This window comes from Scytonema sp. UIC 10036 (assembly GCF_009725235.1).
Genome location: NZ_WJFC01000263.1, coordinates 1 through 17,074, shown reverse-complemented (window position 1 = coordinate 17,074; position 17,074 = coordinate 1). Strand labels below are relative to the sequence as shown.

Annotated in this window: 16 protein-coding genes and 1 pseudogene; 12 read left to right on the top strand and 5 right to left on the bottom strand. The window is 42.3% G+C overall.

Features of this window, described 5'->3' with window-relative positions; all coding sequences use genetic code 11:
* Positions 1-553: 553 nt before the first annotated feature.
* The 3 genes from F7734_RS55440 (at position 554) to F7734_RS64825 (ending at position 3,399) form a co-directional block, all read left to right on the top strand.
* On the top strand, positions 554-1,783 hold the full coding sequence (locus F7734_RS55440; protein WP_155752713.1) for a septal ring lytic transglycosylase RlpA family protein: 1,230 nt from the start codon (positions 554-556) through the stop codon (positions 1,781-1,783).
* 511 nt (positions 1,784-2,294) lie between these two features.
* The gene (locus F7734_RS55435) at positions 2,295-2,780 is read left to right on the top strand and encodes a type II toxin-antitoxin system antitoxin SocA domain-containing protein (RefSeq protein ID WP_155752712.1); all 486 of its coding nucleotides are present in this window, start codon (positions 2,295-2,297) and stop codon (positions 2,778-2,780) included.
* A 1-nt stretch (position 2,781) separates the two neighbouring features.
* Complete coding sequence (locus tag F7734_RS64825) at positions 2,782-3,399, top strand: type II toxin-antitoxin system PemK/MazF family toxin (protein ID WP_166482762.1); 618 nt, start codon at positions 2,782-2,784, stop codon at positions 3,397-3,399.
* Positions 3,400-3,463: 64 nt separating this feature from the next.
* Here F7734_RS64825 and F7734_RS64820 read toward each other — a convergent pair whose 3' ends face one another.
* Both F7734_RS64820 and mutL read right to left on the bottom strand, forming a co-directional pair.
* Entirely contained in the window at positions 3,464-3,862 is a 399-nt protein-coding gene (locus tag F7734_RS64820) for a hypothetical protein (RefSeq protein WP_347566451.1), read from the bottom strand.
* Positions 3,808-5,163, bottom strand: a complete 1,356-nt coding sequence (gene mutL / locus F7734_RS55425; protein WP_243147595.1) for a DNA mismatch repair endonuclease MutL — start codon at positions 5,161-5,163, stop codon at positions 3,808-3,810. The genes F7734_RS64820 and mutL overlap by 55 nt, the downstream gene beginning before the upstream one ends.
* Before the next feature lie 249 nt (positions 5,164-5,412).
* Here mutL and F7734_RS55420 point away from each other — a divergent pair, with 249 nt between their 5' ends.
* Complete coding sequence (locus F7734_RS55420) at positions 5,413-5,757, top strand: rhodanese-like domain-containing protein (RefSeq protein ID WP_155752711.1); 345 nt, start codon at positions 5,413-5,415, stop codon at positions 5,755-5,757.
* Between the two features lie 96 nt (positions 5,758-5,853).
* Here F7734_RS55420 and F7734_RS55415 read toward each other — a convergent pair whose 3' ends face one another.
* Positions 5,854-6,888, bottom strand: coding sequence for an adenosine deaminase (locus F7734_RS55415; RefSeq protein WP_155752710.1), 1,035 nt, complete (start codon positions 6,886-6,888; stop codon positions 5,854-5,856).
* A 180-nt stretch (positions 6,889-7,068) separates the two neighbouring features.
* On the opposite strand from F7734_RS55415, the gene F7734_RS55410 reads away from it, so the two are divergent.
* The 6 genes from F7734_RS55410 to F7734_RS55385 all read left to right on the top strand — a co-directional run bounded on the left by F7734_RS55410 (position 7,069) and on the right by F7734_RS55385 (position 12,726).
* Positions 7,069-8,388, top strand: a complete 1,320-nt coding sequence (locus F7734_RS55410) for an adenylosuccinate synthase (RefSeq protein ID WP_155752709.1) — start codon at positions 7,069-7,071, stop codon at positions 8,386-8,388.
* A gap of 151 nt (positions 8,389-8,539) precedes the next feature.
* Positions 8,540-9,124, top strand: a complete 585-nt coding sequence (locus F7734_RS55405; RefSeq protein WP_155752708.1) for a 50S ribosomal protein L25/general stress protein Ctc — start codon at positions 8,540-8,542, stop codon at positions 9,122-9,124.
* 110 nt (positions 9,125-9,234) lie between these two features.
* Positions 9,235-10,782 carry an AAA family ATPase gene (locus F7734_RS55400; protein WP_155752707.1) on the top strand — a complete coding sequence of 516 codons (1,548 nt, stop codon included), beginning with the start codon at positions 9,235-9,237 and terminating at the stop codon, positions 10,780-10,782.
* Between the two features lie 7 nt (positions 10,783-10,789).
* Positions 10,790-11,284 (top strand): hypothetical protein, encoded by a 495-nt coding sequence (locus F7734_RS55395; protein WP_155752706.1) that lies wholly within the window; start codon positions 10,790-10,792, stop codon positions 11,282-11,284.
* Between the two features lie 91 nt (positions 11,285-11,375).
* Positions 11,376-12,164, top strand: coding sequence for a YdcF family protein (locus tag F7734_RS55390; RefSeq protein WP_155752705.1), 789 nt, complete (start codon positions 11,376-11,378; stop codon positions 12,162-12,164).
* A gap of 334 nt (positions 12,165-12,498) precedes the next feature.
* Complete coding sequence (locus tag F7734_RS55385) at positions 12,499-12,726, top strand: hypothetical protein (protein ID WP_155752704.1); 228 nt, start codon at positions 12,499-12,501, stop codon at positions 12,724-12,726.
* Positions 12,727-12,732: 6 nt separating this feature from the next.
* Here the strand turns inward: F7734_RS55385 and F7734_RS55380 are convergent.
* Positions 12,733-12,953: pseudogene (locus F7734_RS55380) on the bottom strand (ferredoxin-thioredoxin reductase variable chain).
* 369 nt (positions 12,954-13,322) lie between these two features.
* On the bottom strand, positions 13,323-15,269 hold the full coding sequence (locus F7734_RS55375) for a 4-Cys prefix domain-containing protein (protein ID WP_155752703.1): 1,947 nt from the start codon (positions 15,267-15,269) through the stop codon (positions 13,323-13,325).
* Between the two features lie 328 nt (positions 15,270-15,597).
* On the opposite strand from F7734_RS55375, the gene F7734_RS55370 reads away from it, so the two are divergent.
* Both F7734_RS55370 and F7734_RS55365 read left to right on the top strand, forming a co-directional pair.
* Positions 15,598-16,032: an NfeD family protein gene (locus F7734_RS55370; RefSeq protein ID WP_155752714.1), complete on the top strand. Its 435-nt coding sequence runs from the start codon at positions 15,598-15,600 to the stop codon at positions 16,030-16,032.
* Between the two features lie 26 nt (positions 16,033-16,058).
* Entirely contained in the window at positions 16,059-17,057 is a 999-nt protein-coding gene (locus F7734_RS55365; protein WP_155752702.1) for an SPFH domain-containing protein, read from the top strand.
* Positions 17,058-17,074 lie beyond the last annotated feature (17 nt).

The following is a 17,074-nucleotide window of genomic DNA, read 5'->3' as shown; positions in this document are numbered from 1 at the left end:
GGGCATGGGGCAGGGGAGAAGAATTATCTTCATGCCATCGTTATGGGCGATTGCCCGTGGATCTAACTTGAAAATAGGAAGTAGGTAGGGCTAAATCCCAGCAATATGGAGTGGTGAGCATTGTCACCCTACTACAAAAATTGTGTTGAACAAGAGGACATTGCCATATCTTACGAAGGATTTAGGAATGCCAAAGCCGTTGTAAATCTGTCTCAGTTGATGCTTTTTTCAAAATTCACCATTCTCTGAAAATAGCGTCGAACAGGCAATTTATAAATACTTGGCTGTACTTGAGAGCCAGTCAATTATAAAAAAATTAAATTGAAAATAGAGTAATAATCGAAAAAGATATCTAAAACTTTTATTTGCTTGTTTAGCGACAACAGGATAATATGATACCTGCTGGGATCGCTCAGTATCTTAATCACAACTGCGGGGCAATTCTAACATTTTAGAAGAGTAGACCGCTGGTTTGGTGATTGGGAAATTTTCATTATCAATGAACAAGGTTAGCACCATCAAAAAGTGTACTTACCTGAAAACTGACTGAACCATGATATTTATTGGACTACTTTGGGTAACATCCTGGATTGGTTCCTTTTTGTCGTTGAACCAAAACTTGCCGCCAAGTTTGACTTCAAATACTCTTTCGGCAAAAGTGTCATCCAACTTAAGGAAACCGAGTCACGAACCTCACCCATTTTTAATGCCAGTTGGAGATACGATAAGTGTTGTGAGTATAACAATGCTGCCACCAAGGTTTTTAAAATTGGATTGGGGTGATAAGAAATCAAAACCAAATGCCACTGAATCAACGGCTCCGCTCATTAAGAGAGATAAAAATAGCAAGAATCAGTTTTGCGGTCTTCAACAAGAGAATCCAACCAAGCAGTCTACTGTTAAAAAAGTTGCAAGTTTTTTACCCGTTCCAAGTTTGATAGAGACAGGGTCCGAAGATCGAGATTTTCTCCCAAATCAAATATTGCGATCGCTCCAAAATTTCTTTCGCTTGGACAATCCCATTGAACCAGGTTTTGATTCTACTTCTGCGCCTGTTGTAGTTGTTAATCGAGGCACAAGCAATTACGAAGTGTGGCTAAATAACCGTGTAGTAGCGAATTTACCAGATCGACAACAAGCTAGTTTAATGCAGCAACGCTTGACGCGACTGGTAAAATCATCCAACTTTGATGCTTCTCAGTTGCGTCCTGCTCTTGTTGATGGGATACCAGCGTTGATGTCAGGAAATCGCTTTTTGTTTGGAATTGGGAAAGAAGTGACTCGAAAAACTCGCCGTAGTGGCGATTTATTAGCGATCGAATGGGTTAATAATCTGCGTCAAGCATTGCAAGTGCCTAGGCTATCGCTCGTTGAAGGACAAAAGGAAATGTATGGCTTGACTTCTTCAAGGAAAAAAATGGCAGGCTTAGCTTCTTGGTACGGTCCGTACTTTCACGGTCGGATGACAGCAAACGGAGAGACATTCAATCAGAACGAGTTGACAGTTGCTCACAAATCGCTGCCATTTAATACTTACTTACAGGTAACGAATTTGAAAAATGGCAAGACAGTCATTGTGAGAGTCAATGACCGAGGTCCATACATTCCCCCTAGAAGTTTGGATTTATCTAGGGTAGCAGCTCGCTGTATTGATAGTGAATTAGCTGGAGTTGTACCATATGAGGCAGTTATTTTGAACAAGAGCGAACCGAGAATGACTTTAAAAAACCTGAGTTTGAAGATGCGGAAACCACCAAGAAAGCTTGCAATTATTTCAGAGTAACACCTGACCAGTGACCAGTGACCAGTGAGTAGTTAATTCTCATACTTATAAAGTAGGGGATTTGAAGGATGAATCAATTTATTTTTTCATGGAAGAAATAATGGCGCAAGCACTGTATACATAACTCGTCATTGGTCATTTGTCCTTGGTTACCAGTCAATTACTATTACCGATCGCTGGTCACTGATTAGAGATAATTTAAAGTAGGTTGGGTTGAGGAACGAAACCCAACATATAATCATGTATGAGATGAAGGTAAACCAAATGTGATTAAACACTCATCCAATGACATGGCAAAAACAGGGTAACACGAATTTGTGTTCAGATAAATTAATAAGAAGTGTTGACTATCATTTTGACCATGTACTAATATAGTACTCGTGTACTTAATTTGATTGCTGACAATGTTCAGTTATCAATTTAACGTAAGGATAATGCTTTGCAAGAAGCATCTATCAGATATCATGATGGTTTCCCAAAAATTTCTTAACAATTAGAAACAAAAAGAGTTATGTTGGAAACGCTCATAAAATATTTTGTCTACGAAACAAAAGGATACATCACAAAAACTCAAATTATTAAGTTTTTGTATTTAGCCGATCTTTACGCTGTCAAATGGACAGGAAAGCAACTAACCGAGCTCAACTGGTATTATTATTACTATGGACCTTGGGATGAGGATATAGAGCTTGCCCTAAACAACATGAACGGAAAAGAGATTATTCAAGAATCACTGGGAAATACAACGCTTCTCAAACTTGGTCCTCAAGCAGGTAATATAGAAAATTTAAACTTGTCACAAGGTCTCAAATTGATGCTTGACAATATTAGAAGGGAATGGGCTGGGTTAGGACAAGATAAACTGAATCAATTGCTAGAGTATGTCTACAAAACATCTCCAATGCTTGAAGTTAAAGATACTCATAAACCAGAAGAGAAAGTTCGACTTAACTTACATTCTGAAAGAGAAAAATTAATAAATGAATTAGGAATATAGAGTGGCTGGAAAAAGACCTCGTCAAGGTTGGATTTATTTTATCAATCCATACAGAGTTTCTCTTCGTTGTAAACTCGGTCACATTCATCTTTATGACTTAAATGAACCAGGGGAAATTGAATGTAAAACTATTTCCTGTCAGCTAAAAATTAATTCTAGTAAGGTGTTTAGAGGCGAACATCCCTATATTATTTGGACAAATGACCAGTTCCAAGATGACTATAGCTATATAGAAACTTTTACGGTTATTCCACTCACTTCAAGTTCAAGAGAACAAGATAAAGGTTTACCAACAGCATACCCTATTAACCCTACAAGTAGAAATAATCTGGATAAAAAATCTTTCGCATTGGTTCATCAGATATGCTCTGTCGATGCTAATTGCTTTAAAGATTCAATGGGAAATTGGTTAAATCGAATTGGACAACTGGAGCAAGCTGATAGAGAAGCTATAGAAGAACGTTTAAAGTATTTTTTGAATCTTCAAGACAATCCCAGTGAAGACTGGTTTGCAAGAAATGCATCTCCAGAGCTTTTAAAAAAAATTTTTGATTATTTACCGAAAGATACCCAAAATTTAGCTTTAGAAGAGTTAATAGATAATTTAGACTCAGAATAAATGGGCTACTATCGATAAGAAACATTGTGTATCTTAATGCCTTAGCTCCTTTTCACAAAATTTTTCAAATCCCGTGACTTTTCCCAATCACCCAATTACGGCGGAAGAACCGGGCTAAAGCTGGTTCTTCCAACGACAGGCAAATTGGGCGTCCGTGAGGACAGGTGCGCGGATTGCGCGTGCGTTGCCATTGCTCTAATATTGTTTGCATTTCCGGCTGAGTCAAGGCTGTACCGTTACGAATAGCGCTGCGACAAGCAACAGCTACTTGCGCTGTCTGTAAATCACCACCTAAACTGAGTTCTAAAATCGCTTCTGCACAGTCATCTCGTTGCCGTAAGAGTGCAGGGACGGTGCGAATTGCCCAAAGCTGTTCGCCAAATGTTTCTATGTCCAAACCAATATGTTCTAGTTGCGCGACTTGTGCTGGAGACAGTTGATAGAGGATAACTGGTGGTTCAATAGGAACAATTTGCCAGTTATCGCAAAGTTGCTCGTATAAAATACGTTCGTGAGCATGTGTTGTTCACCACCACACTCCACCGGGATGTTAGCCACGATATAGGTGTTATTAACTTGAGCAACGCTTTTATGTTGTGGGGAGTCGGTGAGTAGGGAGTGGGGAGGTAGGGGGTTTCTTGTGGGGGTTGGATGGATTAAAGTTATATGAGGGTTTTTCTTCTGCTGCTTTTTCAAGTAATTGATGACGCGAGTTGTGTGGGCAGATTCTCCCATCGATGTCGAGTTAAGGCGGAGTGCTTTGTCTATGGCTTGGGAAATTTGCTCTTGCCAATGATTGAGGTGATTGAGATAAATTTCTGATTTTGCTGGATTCCGGTTCCAGTTCACTTGTTCGGGGGGAACGAATAAGTGTAAAAAACAAACAGGATAGCGATCGCGTGGTAATGTTCTGTGAAATCCTGTCAGAATAGTTTGCTCTAACTCCTGTGATTTTACCATCCGTTTGTTAATTGCCACTTTCACCCAATCTGGACGGCGACGGTGACATCTGTCTGGTAATCCTATCACTAATGAAAGTAGGGAGTCGGGAGGCGGGAGGCGGGAGTCGTTTGGGTTTGGAATTTCTAGTTTTAATTCATGGAGATCTGACTCTTTGATTTGATGTACAATCTGGGGCAACAGTTGAGCAACTGCTGATGAAGGACAAATGGAAAACCATTCACGGTCATTTTGACAAACTTGCCAAGTGACATGGGGATGACACAGCGCTATTTGTTGAATAGTTGCTTGCACTGCTTTCATTTGCTGTGCTGTTGGTGGCAGCCCCTCACGACGAGATGACCAATTTTCAAAGAGGTTGGAAACTGTTACGATAGTTCCCGGAGCGATCGCTGCTGCTTCTATATGTCGTGCTTCTCCTCCATAGCCATAGACAATTCGCCAACCTCCATCTCCACAATGAGGACGGCTCAATATTTCTAAGTCTGCCAATGTTGTCAAACTGTGGAGTGCTTCTCCACGAAAACCCAAGCTCGTAATTTTCCACAGATCGGCACACTGCCGAATTTTACTGGTACTGTGGGCAGTTGCTGCACGTTGTAAGTCTTCTAAAGGCATTCCGCATCCATTATCTACAACGCGGACACGCCATTGTTGGGGCCACAGAGAAACTGCAATTCTCGTTGCACCCGCATCTAACGAATTTTCTACTAATTCCCGCACGACAGAGGCTAAGGAGTCTATAACTTCCCCGGCGGTAATTAGATGCACAACTTCTGTTGGTAACGCTTGAATACATAGCATAATGTATCAGTATAAAATACAAGCGCACCTCTTTAATTAATTTCAGGACAGGGAATTCCTCATCATTCCCAGAGAGAGCCTGGAAACGAGAAACAGAGGACGAGGAAACGAGAAAACTAACAAGAAATATGTACAAATTGTAAAAAAATATCGAGAAAAATCAGATTTTTGATAGATTGCAAATTGATAATGCAGTGACTTACTCAAAGGAGCGAGACAGTCACTGCGATGCAGTAGTAGAGAAATGCTATGGAAAATACTCTGTTAGGTACTTTTGCTTCCCAATCGGATGCTCATGACATCAAATCTCGTCTTGAATGGGGTCAGCCCGGTTTTACTATTGTTGATGTGCGCGATCGCAAAACCTACAATCAAGGTCACATAAGTGGCGCGATCCCCATCCCTTTAGATGACCTTACAAAAAGAGCTACTTCCCTAGCCAAGAGCCGACATATCTATATTTATGGGGAGAGTGATGAGCAATCTGCCCATGCAGCACAAACACTACGAGAAGCAGGATTTACTCATGTTGGTACAATCGCAGGCGGGCTTGCAGCTTGGAAGGCTGCAGGCGGTGCTGTAGAAGGAGTTTAATTGAGTTAGTGGTTAGTAGTTGGTGGTTAGTGGTTAGTGGTTGGTGGAGAGCAACCAACAACCAACAACTAACAATTAACAACTAGCAACCAACAACTAACGACTAACAACTAACTCTTGATGATTCAGCAACCCGTTTAATAAAGATGCTGGACGTTGTGTGTGAGGCCAAGCAAAAGCATGGCGGAAAGCTGCATCCTGACAAGCTTGCAGCTGTTTAAAATTGATGATGTCGTAAGTTAACAGATTTTCATACTCAAAAGGTAGGCGCACGTTGTGCAATCCAGCATTGTCAGTACAGATCGCAATGTCTACCCCCGCCTCAAAACAAAGGTCAAACACGCGCTTGAGTTCACGTACATCTTGTAAAGTGCCAGTTTTTACATAAGTTGTGGGACACACTTCCAAACACTGACCCCGTCTTGCCAAATCTTTAAGTAACTCTGGATACAGCAAAGGAATTTGGATTCCATGACCAATCCGCATTAAATAAGGCAAAAGTTGGGGATAACAACCGACTGTGGTTTCGTAAAGGTGACCTGTTGTATTGAGATTTAGCGATCGCGCATACTCGTAAAGCCTAATCCATTCGTCCAAACGCTCGGCATAGTGGCTATCTCCCCCAGCCACATCTATACCACAGACGTATTGTTGATTTTGTGCTGCTAGCTCGACAATTGCTTTGTTGACTTCAAAAGGCAAGCGAGAGTGCATGCAAAGAATTTGACTGTTAACAATGGGGTATTCGGAAAGTTGGCTGGCTTTGCCTACAACTTCCACAATTTCTGCCATCTTATCAATTCTTTCAGCTTGGCTCAGATGCTCTGGCGTTCTTAAATAAGGCGTGTAACGCAGTTCCAGATAAGCAAGATTTTCAAAGATATAAGCGCCTCGAAGCAGCCGATAAATAAAGTAAGGTAAAGTTTCTACTGTTTGTACGCTTTCCACAAGAGTGTGCAACTCCAGATATTCATCTAGAGTATTGCGAGGGCGCGTGTAAAATTCTTCAAACTCAGAGTAATGAGAAAAACGAGAAATTAACTCTGATGAGTGACGCTCGAAGTAACGCCACAAAACACGCGGTACAACCGAACCGCCCAAATGTCTGTGTAACTCAGCGTAGAGAGCCATGGTAGCCTTTTCCCTAAAAATTTTAATTATTATTTACAGTAACAAATAAACATTGGGGATTTTGGATTTTGGATTTTGGATTTTGGATTTTGGATTGGGGATTGATTCTTTGTTGACAAAATCAAAGGAATCTGGTAATAATAGTTATTTGTGGAAACTTTAGCTCTCTAAAATAATCACTTGGCTAACGTCATTGTTATAGGTGCCCAGTGGGGCGATGAAGGAAAAGGAAAAATAACCGACTTACTCAGCCGCTCCGCAGATGTTGTTATACGTTACCAAGGGGGTGTCAATGCTGGACACACGATTGTAGTGAAGGATCGAACCTTCAAACTGCACTTGATTCCCTCTGGTATTTTGTATCCAGATACCGAGTGCATGATTGGCTGTGGAACAGTCATAGATCCACAGGTTTTGATAGAAGAACTCGATCAACTTGCTAGAGTTGGTGTTTCTACTCAAAATCTGCTAATTTCTGAGACAGCTCATGTTACGATGCCCTACCATCGCTTAATCGATCGGGCATCGGAGGAGCGCAGGGGAAGCCATAAAATTGGCACAACCGGTCGCGGAATTGGTCCGACTTATGCGGATAAATCTGAACGGACAGGAATCAGGGTTATAGATTTAATGGACCCCGAAGGATTGCGCGAGCAGATAGAATGGACGATTAATTACAAAAATGCCATTCTGGAAAAGCTTTACAATCTCCCGCCCTTAGATCCCAAACAAGTTATTGAGGAGTATCTGGGGTATGCTGAACGTTTGCGCCCTCATGTTGTAGATACTTCCTTAAAAATATACGACGCAATTCAAAGGCGACGCAATATTTTGTTTGAAGGAGCGCAAGGTACACTTCTGGACCTAGATCACGGAACTTATCCTTTTGTCACGTCCTCGAATCCAGTTGCAGGCGGCGCTTGTGTTGGAACAGGGCTAGGACCAACAATGATAGATCGAGTGATTGGAGTGTCTAAAGCGTACACCACGCGAGTGGGAGAAGGACCGTTTCCTACAGAAATACATGGGGAAATGGGAGAATTGTTGTGCGATCGCGGCGCTGAATTTGGTACAACAACCGGTCGCAAGAGACGCTGTGGTTGGTTTGATGCTGTAATTGGTCGCTACGCAGTGCGAATCAATGGTATGGACTGTTTGGCAATCACCAAACTAGATGTCCTTGATGAATTAGAGGAAATCAAAGTTTGTGTTGCTTACGAGATAGATGGAGAACGCTGCGAACACTTCCCCACTAGCGCCCGTAAATTTGCTAGGTGTTGTCCTATTTACAAAACTATGCGGGGATGGTGTACCCCAACAACTCACTGTCGTTCTTTAGAAGACTTGCCAAAAGAAGCACTAGATTATTTGAAATTTTTGGCAGAGTTGATGGAAGTTCCGATCGCGATTGTCTCCTTAGGAGCCAGCCGAGACCAAACGATTATTGTGGAAGACCCCATCCACGGACCAAAACGTGCTTTGTTGCAAGCTGTAGGGTAGTTGTTAGTTGTTGGTTGTTAGTTGTTGGTTGTTAGTTGTTAGTTGTTAGTTGCACTAAGTTACTAGTAACCAACCACTAGCCGCCAACCACCAGCCGCCAACCACTAACTACTATCCACTAACTACTATCCACTATCCACTAACAATTAACATGGAACTTACAATCGAATGTCAAAAGCGACCAGATGGAAGCAAACCCAATGCTTTGCGACGTTCTGGTCAAATACCAGCAAATTTGTACGGTCATCAAGGGACTGAATCGGTTGCACTTGTTCTTGATGCTAAAGTTGCTGAACGCCTTCTCATCAAGGCTTCTATTAACAACTCCATTGTTGACCTGAACGTAACCGATGTTCCCTGGCGTGGGAAAACTCTGTTACGGGAAGTTCAACGTCATCCTGCAAAGGGTACGGTTTATCATTTGAGCTTTTTTGCTGTTGCAGGGCATGGCGATACTGATGTAGAAGTGCGCCTGTATCTTGTGGGAGAACCAGTTGGGGTGAAGAGAGACGGTGGCGTATTAGACGTACACATCACCAATTTGCCATTGCGTTGTTCTCCAGAGAGTATCCCTGAAGCAATTGATATTGATATCTCTAATTTGGAAGTTGGTGATAGTTTGCAGGTAGACCAAATTCCTTTACCTGCGGGCGCGAAGTATATGGGTGAACCCGGTCAATCGGTTTTAACAATTTTGCCTCCGCAAAGAAGTTCTGATTCGGGAACAGAATCTTAAGCCTGATGCGTTAAAGTTTGCTAAACTATCCGTGGAAACCAGGGGGAGAACCTCTGGTTTTTTGCTATTGAACCGCAGAGGCGCTCTTGGCGCAGAGAGAAGAGAAAAAGATGGCAGAGGTTTCTATTCCCCCTTTAATTCAGCAGATGTTGGAGCCTGGGTTTTATTCCCATGAGGTGAGCGAACCTATTCGATTGATTCAAACTCATATTTCTTATGTATTGTTAACTGGTAAATATGCTTATAAGGTGAAGAAACCAGTCAATTATGGTTTTTTGGATTATTCAACTTTGGAGAAGCGGCGACATTTTTCCTATGAAGAGTTGCGTCTGAATCAGAGAGGGGCTGCGGAATTGTATTTGGAGGTGTTGCCAATTGCTTTAGTGGATGGGAAATATCAGTTGGGTGAAACGGGAGAACCTGTAGAATATGTTTTGAAGATGCTTCAGTTTCCTGATGATACTTTGCTGAGTCAGCTGTTTAAACAGGGTCAGCTCGATGAGGAACTTGTAGAAGAGTTGGGACGGGTTGTGGCTGAGTACCATGCTAATAAGACCGTAACCAATGATTATATCCGCTCGTTTGGTGAAGTCGAGCAAGTTCGTGCAGCATTTGATGAAAATTACCAGCAAAGTGAGAAGTATATTGGTGGTCCTCAAACACGGGAACAGTTTGAGGAAACAAAGCGGTATACGGATAGTTTTTTTGCGGGGTGTGACGAACTTTTTCACAAGAGAATGAAAAGCGATCGCATCCGCGAATGTCACGGTGACTTGCATTTGGGTAACATTTGTTTGTGGCAAGACAAATTGTGGTTGTTTGACTGCATTGAGTTTAATGAACCGTTTCGCTTTGTTGATGTAATGTACGACGTTGCTTACGGTGTCATGGATTTGGATGCTCAGAAGCGTTTGGATTTGAGTAATGCTTATCTCAACACTTACCTTGAGATGACTGGGGATTGGGAAGGCTTGCAAGTTTTGCCTATCTATTTAAGCCGTCAATCTTATGTCCGCGCCAAGGTGACTTCGTTTTTGTTAGACGATCCCAGTGTCCCTTCATCAGTTAAGGAGGAAGTGACAAAAACAGCAGCCACTTACTACAAACTAGCAAGTGAGTATACAAAACCCCGTCAAGGACAACTGTTACTGATGTCTGGCGTATCGGGTTCTGGTAAATCTACTACGGCAAGGTATTTGGCTCGTCACCTGGGTGCAATTCACGTTCGTTCGGATGCGGTACGGAAGCATTTGGCTGGAATTCCATTGTTTGAACGTGGTGGAGACGAGATTTATACAGCCGAAATGACTCAAAAAACCTATGCACGGCTGTTAGAGTTGGGAATTTTGCTGGCAAAACAAGGTTATACGGTGATTTTAGACGCTAAGTACGACCGACGGCAGTTCCGAGAAGACGCGATCGCCCAAGCCCAAACTCATCAAATTCCGATACAGATTGTCCAATGTACGGCACCACGGGAGGTCTTGCAAAAGCGGATCTCAGAACGTACAGGTGATATTACCGATGCTACCGTCGATCTGTTAGAATCACAACTGCAACAAGCTGAGCCTTTTACTGAACAAGAGCAACCTCTTGTAAAGATTTTGGACACAATCCAACCACTAGAGGCACAATTAAAAGAGGTCATTAGCCGATAGCTCCCTTATGGCACCACCAAAGTTAAGCTTCTCTGGAAACTTTATTACTCAGACTCTATTTGGGTTATTTTTAACGCTAGTATTCTTAATAACAGGGTATCAACCATCCTTAAGTATTTTCTTAGGCGTACTTGGTGGTATTGCCATAGGATGGATGACATCAGCACAGAAAACTGGTCCCAAGCAACCTGATATAGGTGTTTCTGAAGGCATTGATGCCGGGTTAAAATACTGGTTATTTTTCTTACTTGGCTTTGTTTTTGCAGGCTACAATCCTCCTATGGGGATCTTACTAGGTGCAATTGCCGGTATAGGTGGCGGATGGATTATAGCTTGGTGGGAAACCAAAGAAGATTCTAGAACCCAGCTACCGACTAATGATACGGAAGAAGCCGAAACGTCTCTTCCCGATGACAAGCAAGCTAAGCCAAAAGTTAGAAAAATCAGCCGTAAGTTCCGCCGCCGTCCCACTACAGGCATTAAGCTTCCTTGGCAAAGGTAGTAATTTTGCTAATGGCTAATGGCTAATGGCTAATGGCTATTTACAATTAGCAATTAGCCATTAGCAATTAGCAATTAGCAATTAGCAATCCATGTTCCTATATCTCTCCAAATTACTACCGCTATTTTTCTACCCATTAGGGCTAGCCTGCATATGTCTGCTGGTAGCGTTGGTTATGTTGTGGAAGCAACCCCGCACAGCTGCTTTTTTCATTGTGCTATCGCTAGTGGTGTTGTTAGTCAGCAGTAATAGCTGGGTGGCTAGAAGTCTTGTTCGCTCATTGGAATGGCAAAATGTTCCGGGTGGAATTCCAAATGCAGAAGCTATTGTAGTTTTGGGTGGCGCAACAAGATCGGCTTTTCCTCCCCGACCAACTGTAGATTTAAATGAAGCAGGCGATCGCGTTCTTTATGCGGCTCAACTCTACTTACAAAAAAAAGCACCTGTTGTTGTACTGAGTGGAGGTCGTATTGATTGGCGGGGTAGGGGTTCATCTGAGTCGGGAGATATGGCAACAGTCTTGTCTTCTATTGGTATACCAGCAGAAGCACTGGTGCAAGAGCCTGAATCCTTGAATACCTATCAAAACGCAGTCAATGTGAAAAAAATTCTGGAGTCTCGTGGGATTCGTCGTGTATTATTGGTGACTTCGGCAATGCATATGCCGCGATCGCTTTTGATTTTTAAGCGTCAAGGAATTGATGTGATTCCCGCACCTACCGACTTTCTTGTCAGTCAAGGCGAATTACAAGAACTTGCTAGCAGCCCCAAATCAGCAATCCTAAACTTGCTACCTAGTGTGGATAACCTAGAGATGTTGACGGCTGCTATAAAAGAGTATGTTGGGATTATTGCTTACGGCTTGCGTGGATGGCTTTAAGGGATTTTAGATTTTGGATTTTAGATTTTGGATTTTAGATTTTGGATTTTAGATTTTGGATTTTAGATTTTGGATTTTAGATTGGGCATTGAAAAGGTTTGCAATACAAGTGGTTCAATCTTGACAAAAACAATACTAACTATCCCACTTTGCTACAAGGTAATGAAGAGTGGTGATAAGTCATACTTTACTAGTGGTTGTTATTTGTAGTACTACGTCATAATGGATTGAAATAAGTAATACCTAATTTGCTCAATTCAAAATTCAAAATCTAAAATCGACTTATCAGTATTTCCCCAATCCAAAATCCAAAATCTAAAATCCAAAATCTAAAATGTCTCAAAATTTACCACATATTATTCCTGCGCCTCAACCTGATGTTGAGGAAAACTTTGCTTCATACCAGACAACTTACCAGTTTTATCAGGAAGTTCAAACTCGTTCTGAGTTTAAACGCCACTGCGAGTGGTATCACATGACAGCAGAACAAAACCGCCAAGAATTAGAAAGAATGCGCGGCGAACTAAATATAATGCGCTGGTTCTGTCGCCGCAACAAGTAGAGTTGGTTATAGTAGCTCTAATTCATTTTCTCGTAAGTGGGCTTTAAATTTTTTACTAAACTGAACGTAGATTGGCAAGTTAGCGCTGACAAGTCTGCCTTGCCATTGATTGACAATAGCCACAACTTCGCCTTCTGAGCCTTTGAATCAAAAGCTTTACCGCGAGAGTCGGGATTGTGGTAAACGATGACAGATTCTTTAACACGGACGCGATCGCCAATTATCATATTTTATTTTATACCTTGCTTTGTATTTCCACCAGTGTCTCCACGATTCCCCACTGAAAATTGCTTTTTTTGAAAAATAGACTGCTTGCAAAATCTGACCTTCGGACTTAGTCTGCACGGACAGGCTGTTGGGCGCTTGTATCGTTACCAGACAAACAAAGCCTGCCCTTGCAGCTTTAATGTGATAAATTATCCCGCAACATCACCTTTTTGTCCAAAGGAGAGTTGAAGGAGAAGAGTTTTGCGAAAATGTGAATCCCTGCGGGTGCCTTAGCAAGAGGTTGAATCCTTCTTATTTTCACTCCATTTGTTCCAATCGGTCAACCTCCCCCTTATCCCCCCTACTCCCTACCCCCTACCCCCTACCCCCTACTCCCTTTTCACACAAACTCCGCAGCGCATTGGAGGTTTTCGTGGACAAGCTTGCTGGAATGTTTGAGGACTCAATTTCCACCAAGCAAACAATCCGCCACCTGTACTGCCTGCAAGCACCGTCAATAATCCCAAAATCCATAGCCAACGAAAACGGCGGCGCTGAGTTTTTACGGGGGCTTGAACTTGATTTTCTGGTGCAGGTGGGGCTTCGGTTGTGTCTAAATCCAAAAGTGCTTGAGCACTAGCTGTCAACTCCTGTTCTTCTTCCTCTTGTTCTATTTCTACAGGTAGTAGCGATCGCGTCATGGGTACTAAATAATCTGGGGAGACGCGGCAAAGTGTCAGAACAACAGACACATTGTCATGGGCATTTTTTTGATTTGCTAACTCAATCCATGATGCGACAGCATCCTCTGGGGAAAGTTCACCTCGCAACACTGGTAAAGCAAATTCTTGCCAGGAGTGTTCCACCCAGTCATTGTCACTCAAGCCATCAGAGCAAAGCAACAGTATACCGTCTTCTTCCAAAATAAATCGCTGAATTGAAGGACGCAAAAACTCACCGTCTTTTGTTCCCAAGGCTTGGGTTAGGGCTGTAGCGTCTGGGCGTTCTAGGGCTTTCCGATAAAAACTGCGCCCATAACGGACTTCCCGCCCTGCAACATCATCATCTACTGTCAGCAATTGACAGTAGTGATGAGTCATCCAGTAAGCACGGCTGTCGCCAAGACTCGCTAAGTAAAGTTCATGAGCATTTTGCGACTGCCATCCCGAAGGAGTTTCAACTACCTGCGGTGGTTGTACTGCCATTACAACAGTAGTACCCATACGTTGGGTTCCTTCGCGGTTTTGTTCGTTATTGCAATTGCAAATCACGTTATTTACAATTCGCAAAATGGCTTCGAGTTGTTTTTGCAATAAATCTGGTGTGGCGAGTTCTATTTGTTCCGCAACCTCAGCTAGCAAAGCGCGAATTTGTAGCTTTAAGGATTGCACTGCTAATTGGCTTGCAACTTCACCACCTTCATGTCCGCCAATACCATCACAAATAATTGATACATGAGGCAATAAGGGATCTTCTGGATCGACAGAATCAGTTGGGTAGCAAGCATCTTCATTCTGAAGCAAGACGGGCGAACCAATACTTGTATTTCCTGCTATACGTATCATCAAAGGCAATTCTGCTGCTGATGAGAGCAGTAAAGCATTGAGTTGAGAACTGACAGTTTCTAAATTTGCTTCCCCACCGAGCATTTGCTGCACTATCTTTTCTAGTTCTTTTGCGACTTGAGTTTTTGCAGTAGCTACCCAAGGTTGCCAACACTCTCCCAATTGTTGTAGAGAATTACTATGTACAGACGCAGCACCTCTCGTTTCTACAAGTTGTACCAATCGCACGCACCAACCTTGTACTCGTAAGTTATATGGAACAAGCAAACTTCCAGCCACTCTCAGTTCTGATAGAGGTGTCCATAATTGAAGAATTTGCCACAGCCAATAAACTTGTCTAACACCTTTTGCCTGTTCCCAAGCATCTTCTATTGTTGGGTAGAGATTTCCAGTTTCATCTATAGGTGCATTTTCTAATAAGAAAATAGGATTTCCATGTCCTATAGGTAAATAAACTAATCCATAAACTTGAGGCAAATGCAATCGGTGATAATATAATCGTAAATAAGGAATAATTTCTTCCGGTACATCTTCTGGTATATCTGGCGATTGTCCTGGTAAAGTATCTAACCAGATTTGAGGCGTAATTACCTCATATCTATCTACTACCTTTTCTCCTATTTTAAATTCGGTTGCTGATAAACCAGTTGCCCAGAGATAGCGGTGAACTATAGGAGTTTGACAACTCGAACAAATACTATCTCCCACAGAATTAACAGGGTTGCTACAGTCTGGATTTGTGCAATAAATTATTCGTTGAGTAGAAAGCATGAGAATGGTTAGTGGTTAGTTAGTAGGTTGGGTTGAGGAACGAAACCCAACATTAAATCGAATTGTTGAGTTTCGTTCCTCAACCCAACGAGCGCTCTTCTTAATGTTTACTTCATAAATCATTTCTTAGTGGTGAGTGGTGAGTGGTGAGTGGTTAGCGATCGCTACTGACGATTGTCCAACATGTCTTAATTTAAAACGTTAGAATAAAGTGGAATTGTATACTTATACTTCAGTAGGTAGGTAGAAATAAACAAAACTATATTACAAAATGTAAATTTTTTGAAAACTTTACTAATGACACTTGACCAATGACAAATGACAAATGATGCCAAATACTACCGTGATTTGGCTGTTAGCAGGTGCTGTTCTGTGTTTAACAGAACTATTTGTGCCAACAGCTTTTGTTGCCTTTTTAATGGGTATCAGCGCTTTTGTGGTGGCGCTGTTGTCTCAAGTGGTTTTGAACAAGTTATGGCTGCAAGCAGTGGTTTGGCTGTTGCTTTCCACATCTTTAGTTTTACTAAGTCGTCGATTTGTAACACCGTCACGGCGCAAGTCAAAAATTCAGCAAGCAATTACAGCTGAAACTTTAACTGAAATTCCAGCAGGGAAAGCTGGACGAGTCCTGTATGAGGGTAATTCTTGGCGGGCGCGGTGTGACGATGAAAAACTCAGCATAGCAGCCAATCAAAGAGTTTATGTCACAAGGCGCGAAGGTACGACTCTATACGTGATACCAGAGAATATATTGCACTCGTAAGGCGCTGAATAAATAGGAAATTTACAATGGAACAGTTTTTTTTACTTGTATTTTTAGCTTTAGGCGGTTCTGCCTTAGCAGGTTCTGTAAAAGTCATCAATCAGGGTAATGAAGCCTTAGTGGAACGTTTGGGTAGTTATAACAAAAAACTAGAACCAGGGCTTAACTTTATCATTCCCGTTGCAGACCGACTGGTTTTTCGCGAAACTATTCGGGAAAAAGTGATAGATATTCCCCCCCAACAGTGTATTACTAGGGACAACGTCTCAATTACCGTTGATGCGGTGGTTTACTGGCGCATTGTCGATATGGAGAAAGCTTACTACAAAGTGGAAAATCTCCGCATGGCAATGGAGAATTTGGTGCTCACTCAAATTCGTGCGGAAATGGGCAAATTGGAGCTAGATGAAACTTTTACCGCCCGCGCTCAAATTAATGAAATTTTATTACACGATTTGGATGTTGCAACCGATCCTTGGGGTGTAAAAGTCACGCGGGTGGAACTGCGGGACATTATTCCTTCTCAAGCAGTGCGGGAATCGATGGAACTGCAAATGGCAGCAGAACGCCGCAAACGTGCTGCAATTTTAACTTCAGAGGGAGACCGAGATTCAGCGGTAAACTCTGCTAGGGGTAAAGCTGATGCCCAAGTTTTGGATGCAGAAGCCCGTCAAAAAGCGGTGATTTTGCAAGCTGAAGCCGAACAAAAAGCGATCGTTCTTAGGGCGCAAGCGGAACGACAGCAGCAAGTTCTTAAAGCTCAAGCGATCGCTGAATCAGCAGAAATTATTGCCCAAAAAATTAAAACAGATCTCACCGTTCATAAGGCTTTAGAGGTTCTGTTTGCCTTGGGTTACTTGGATATGGGTGCAACAATTGGCAAGAGTGATAGCAGTAAGGTCATGTTTATAGATCCACGCACTATTCCCGCAACCTTAGAAGGTATCCGCTCAATTGTTGCAGATGGTCAAACCGACTCAAACCCCCTGTTAGGCTTGAAAATGCCTCCGGGGAATAAGGGTTAGGGGTTAGGGGTTAGGGA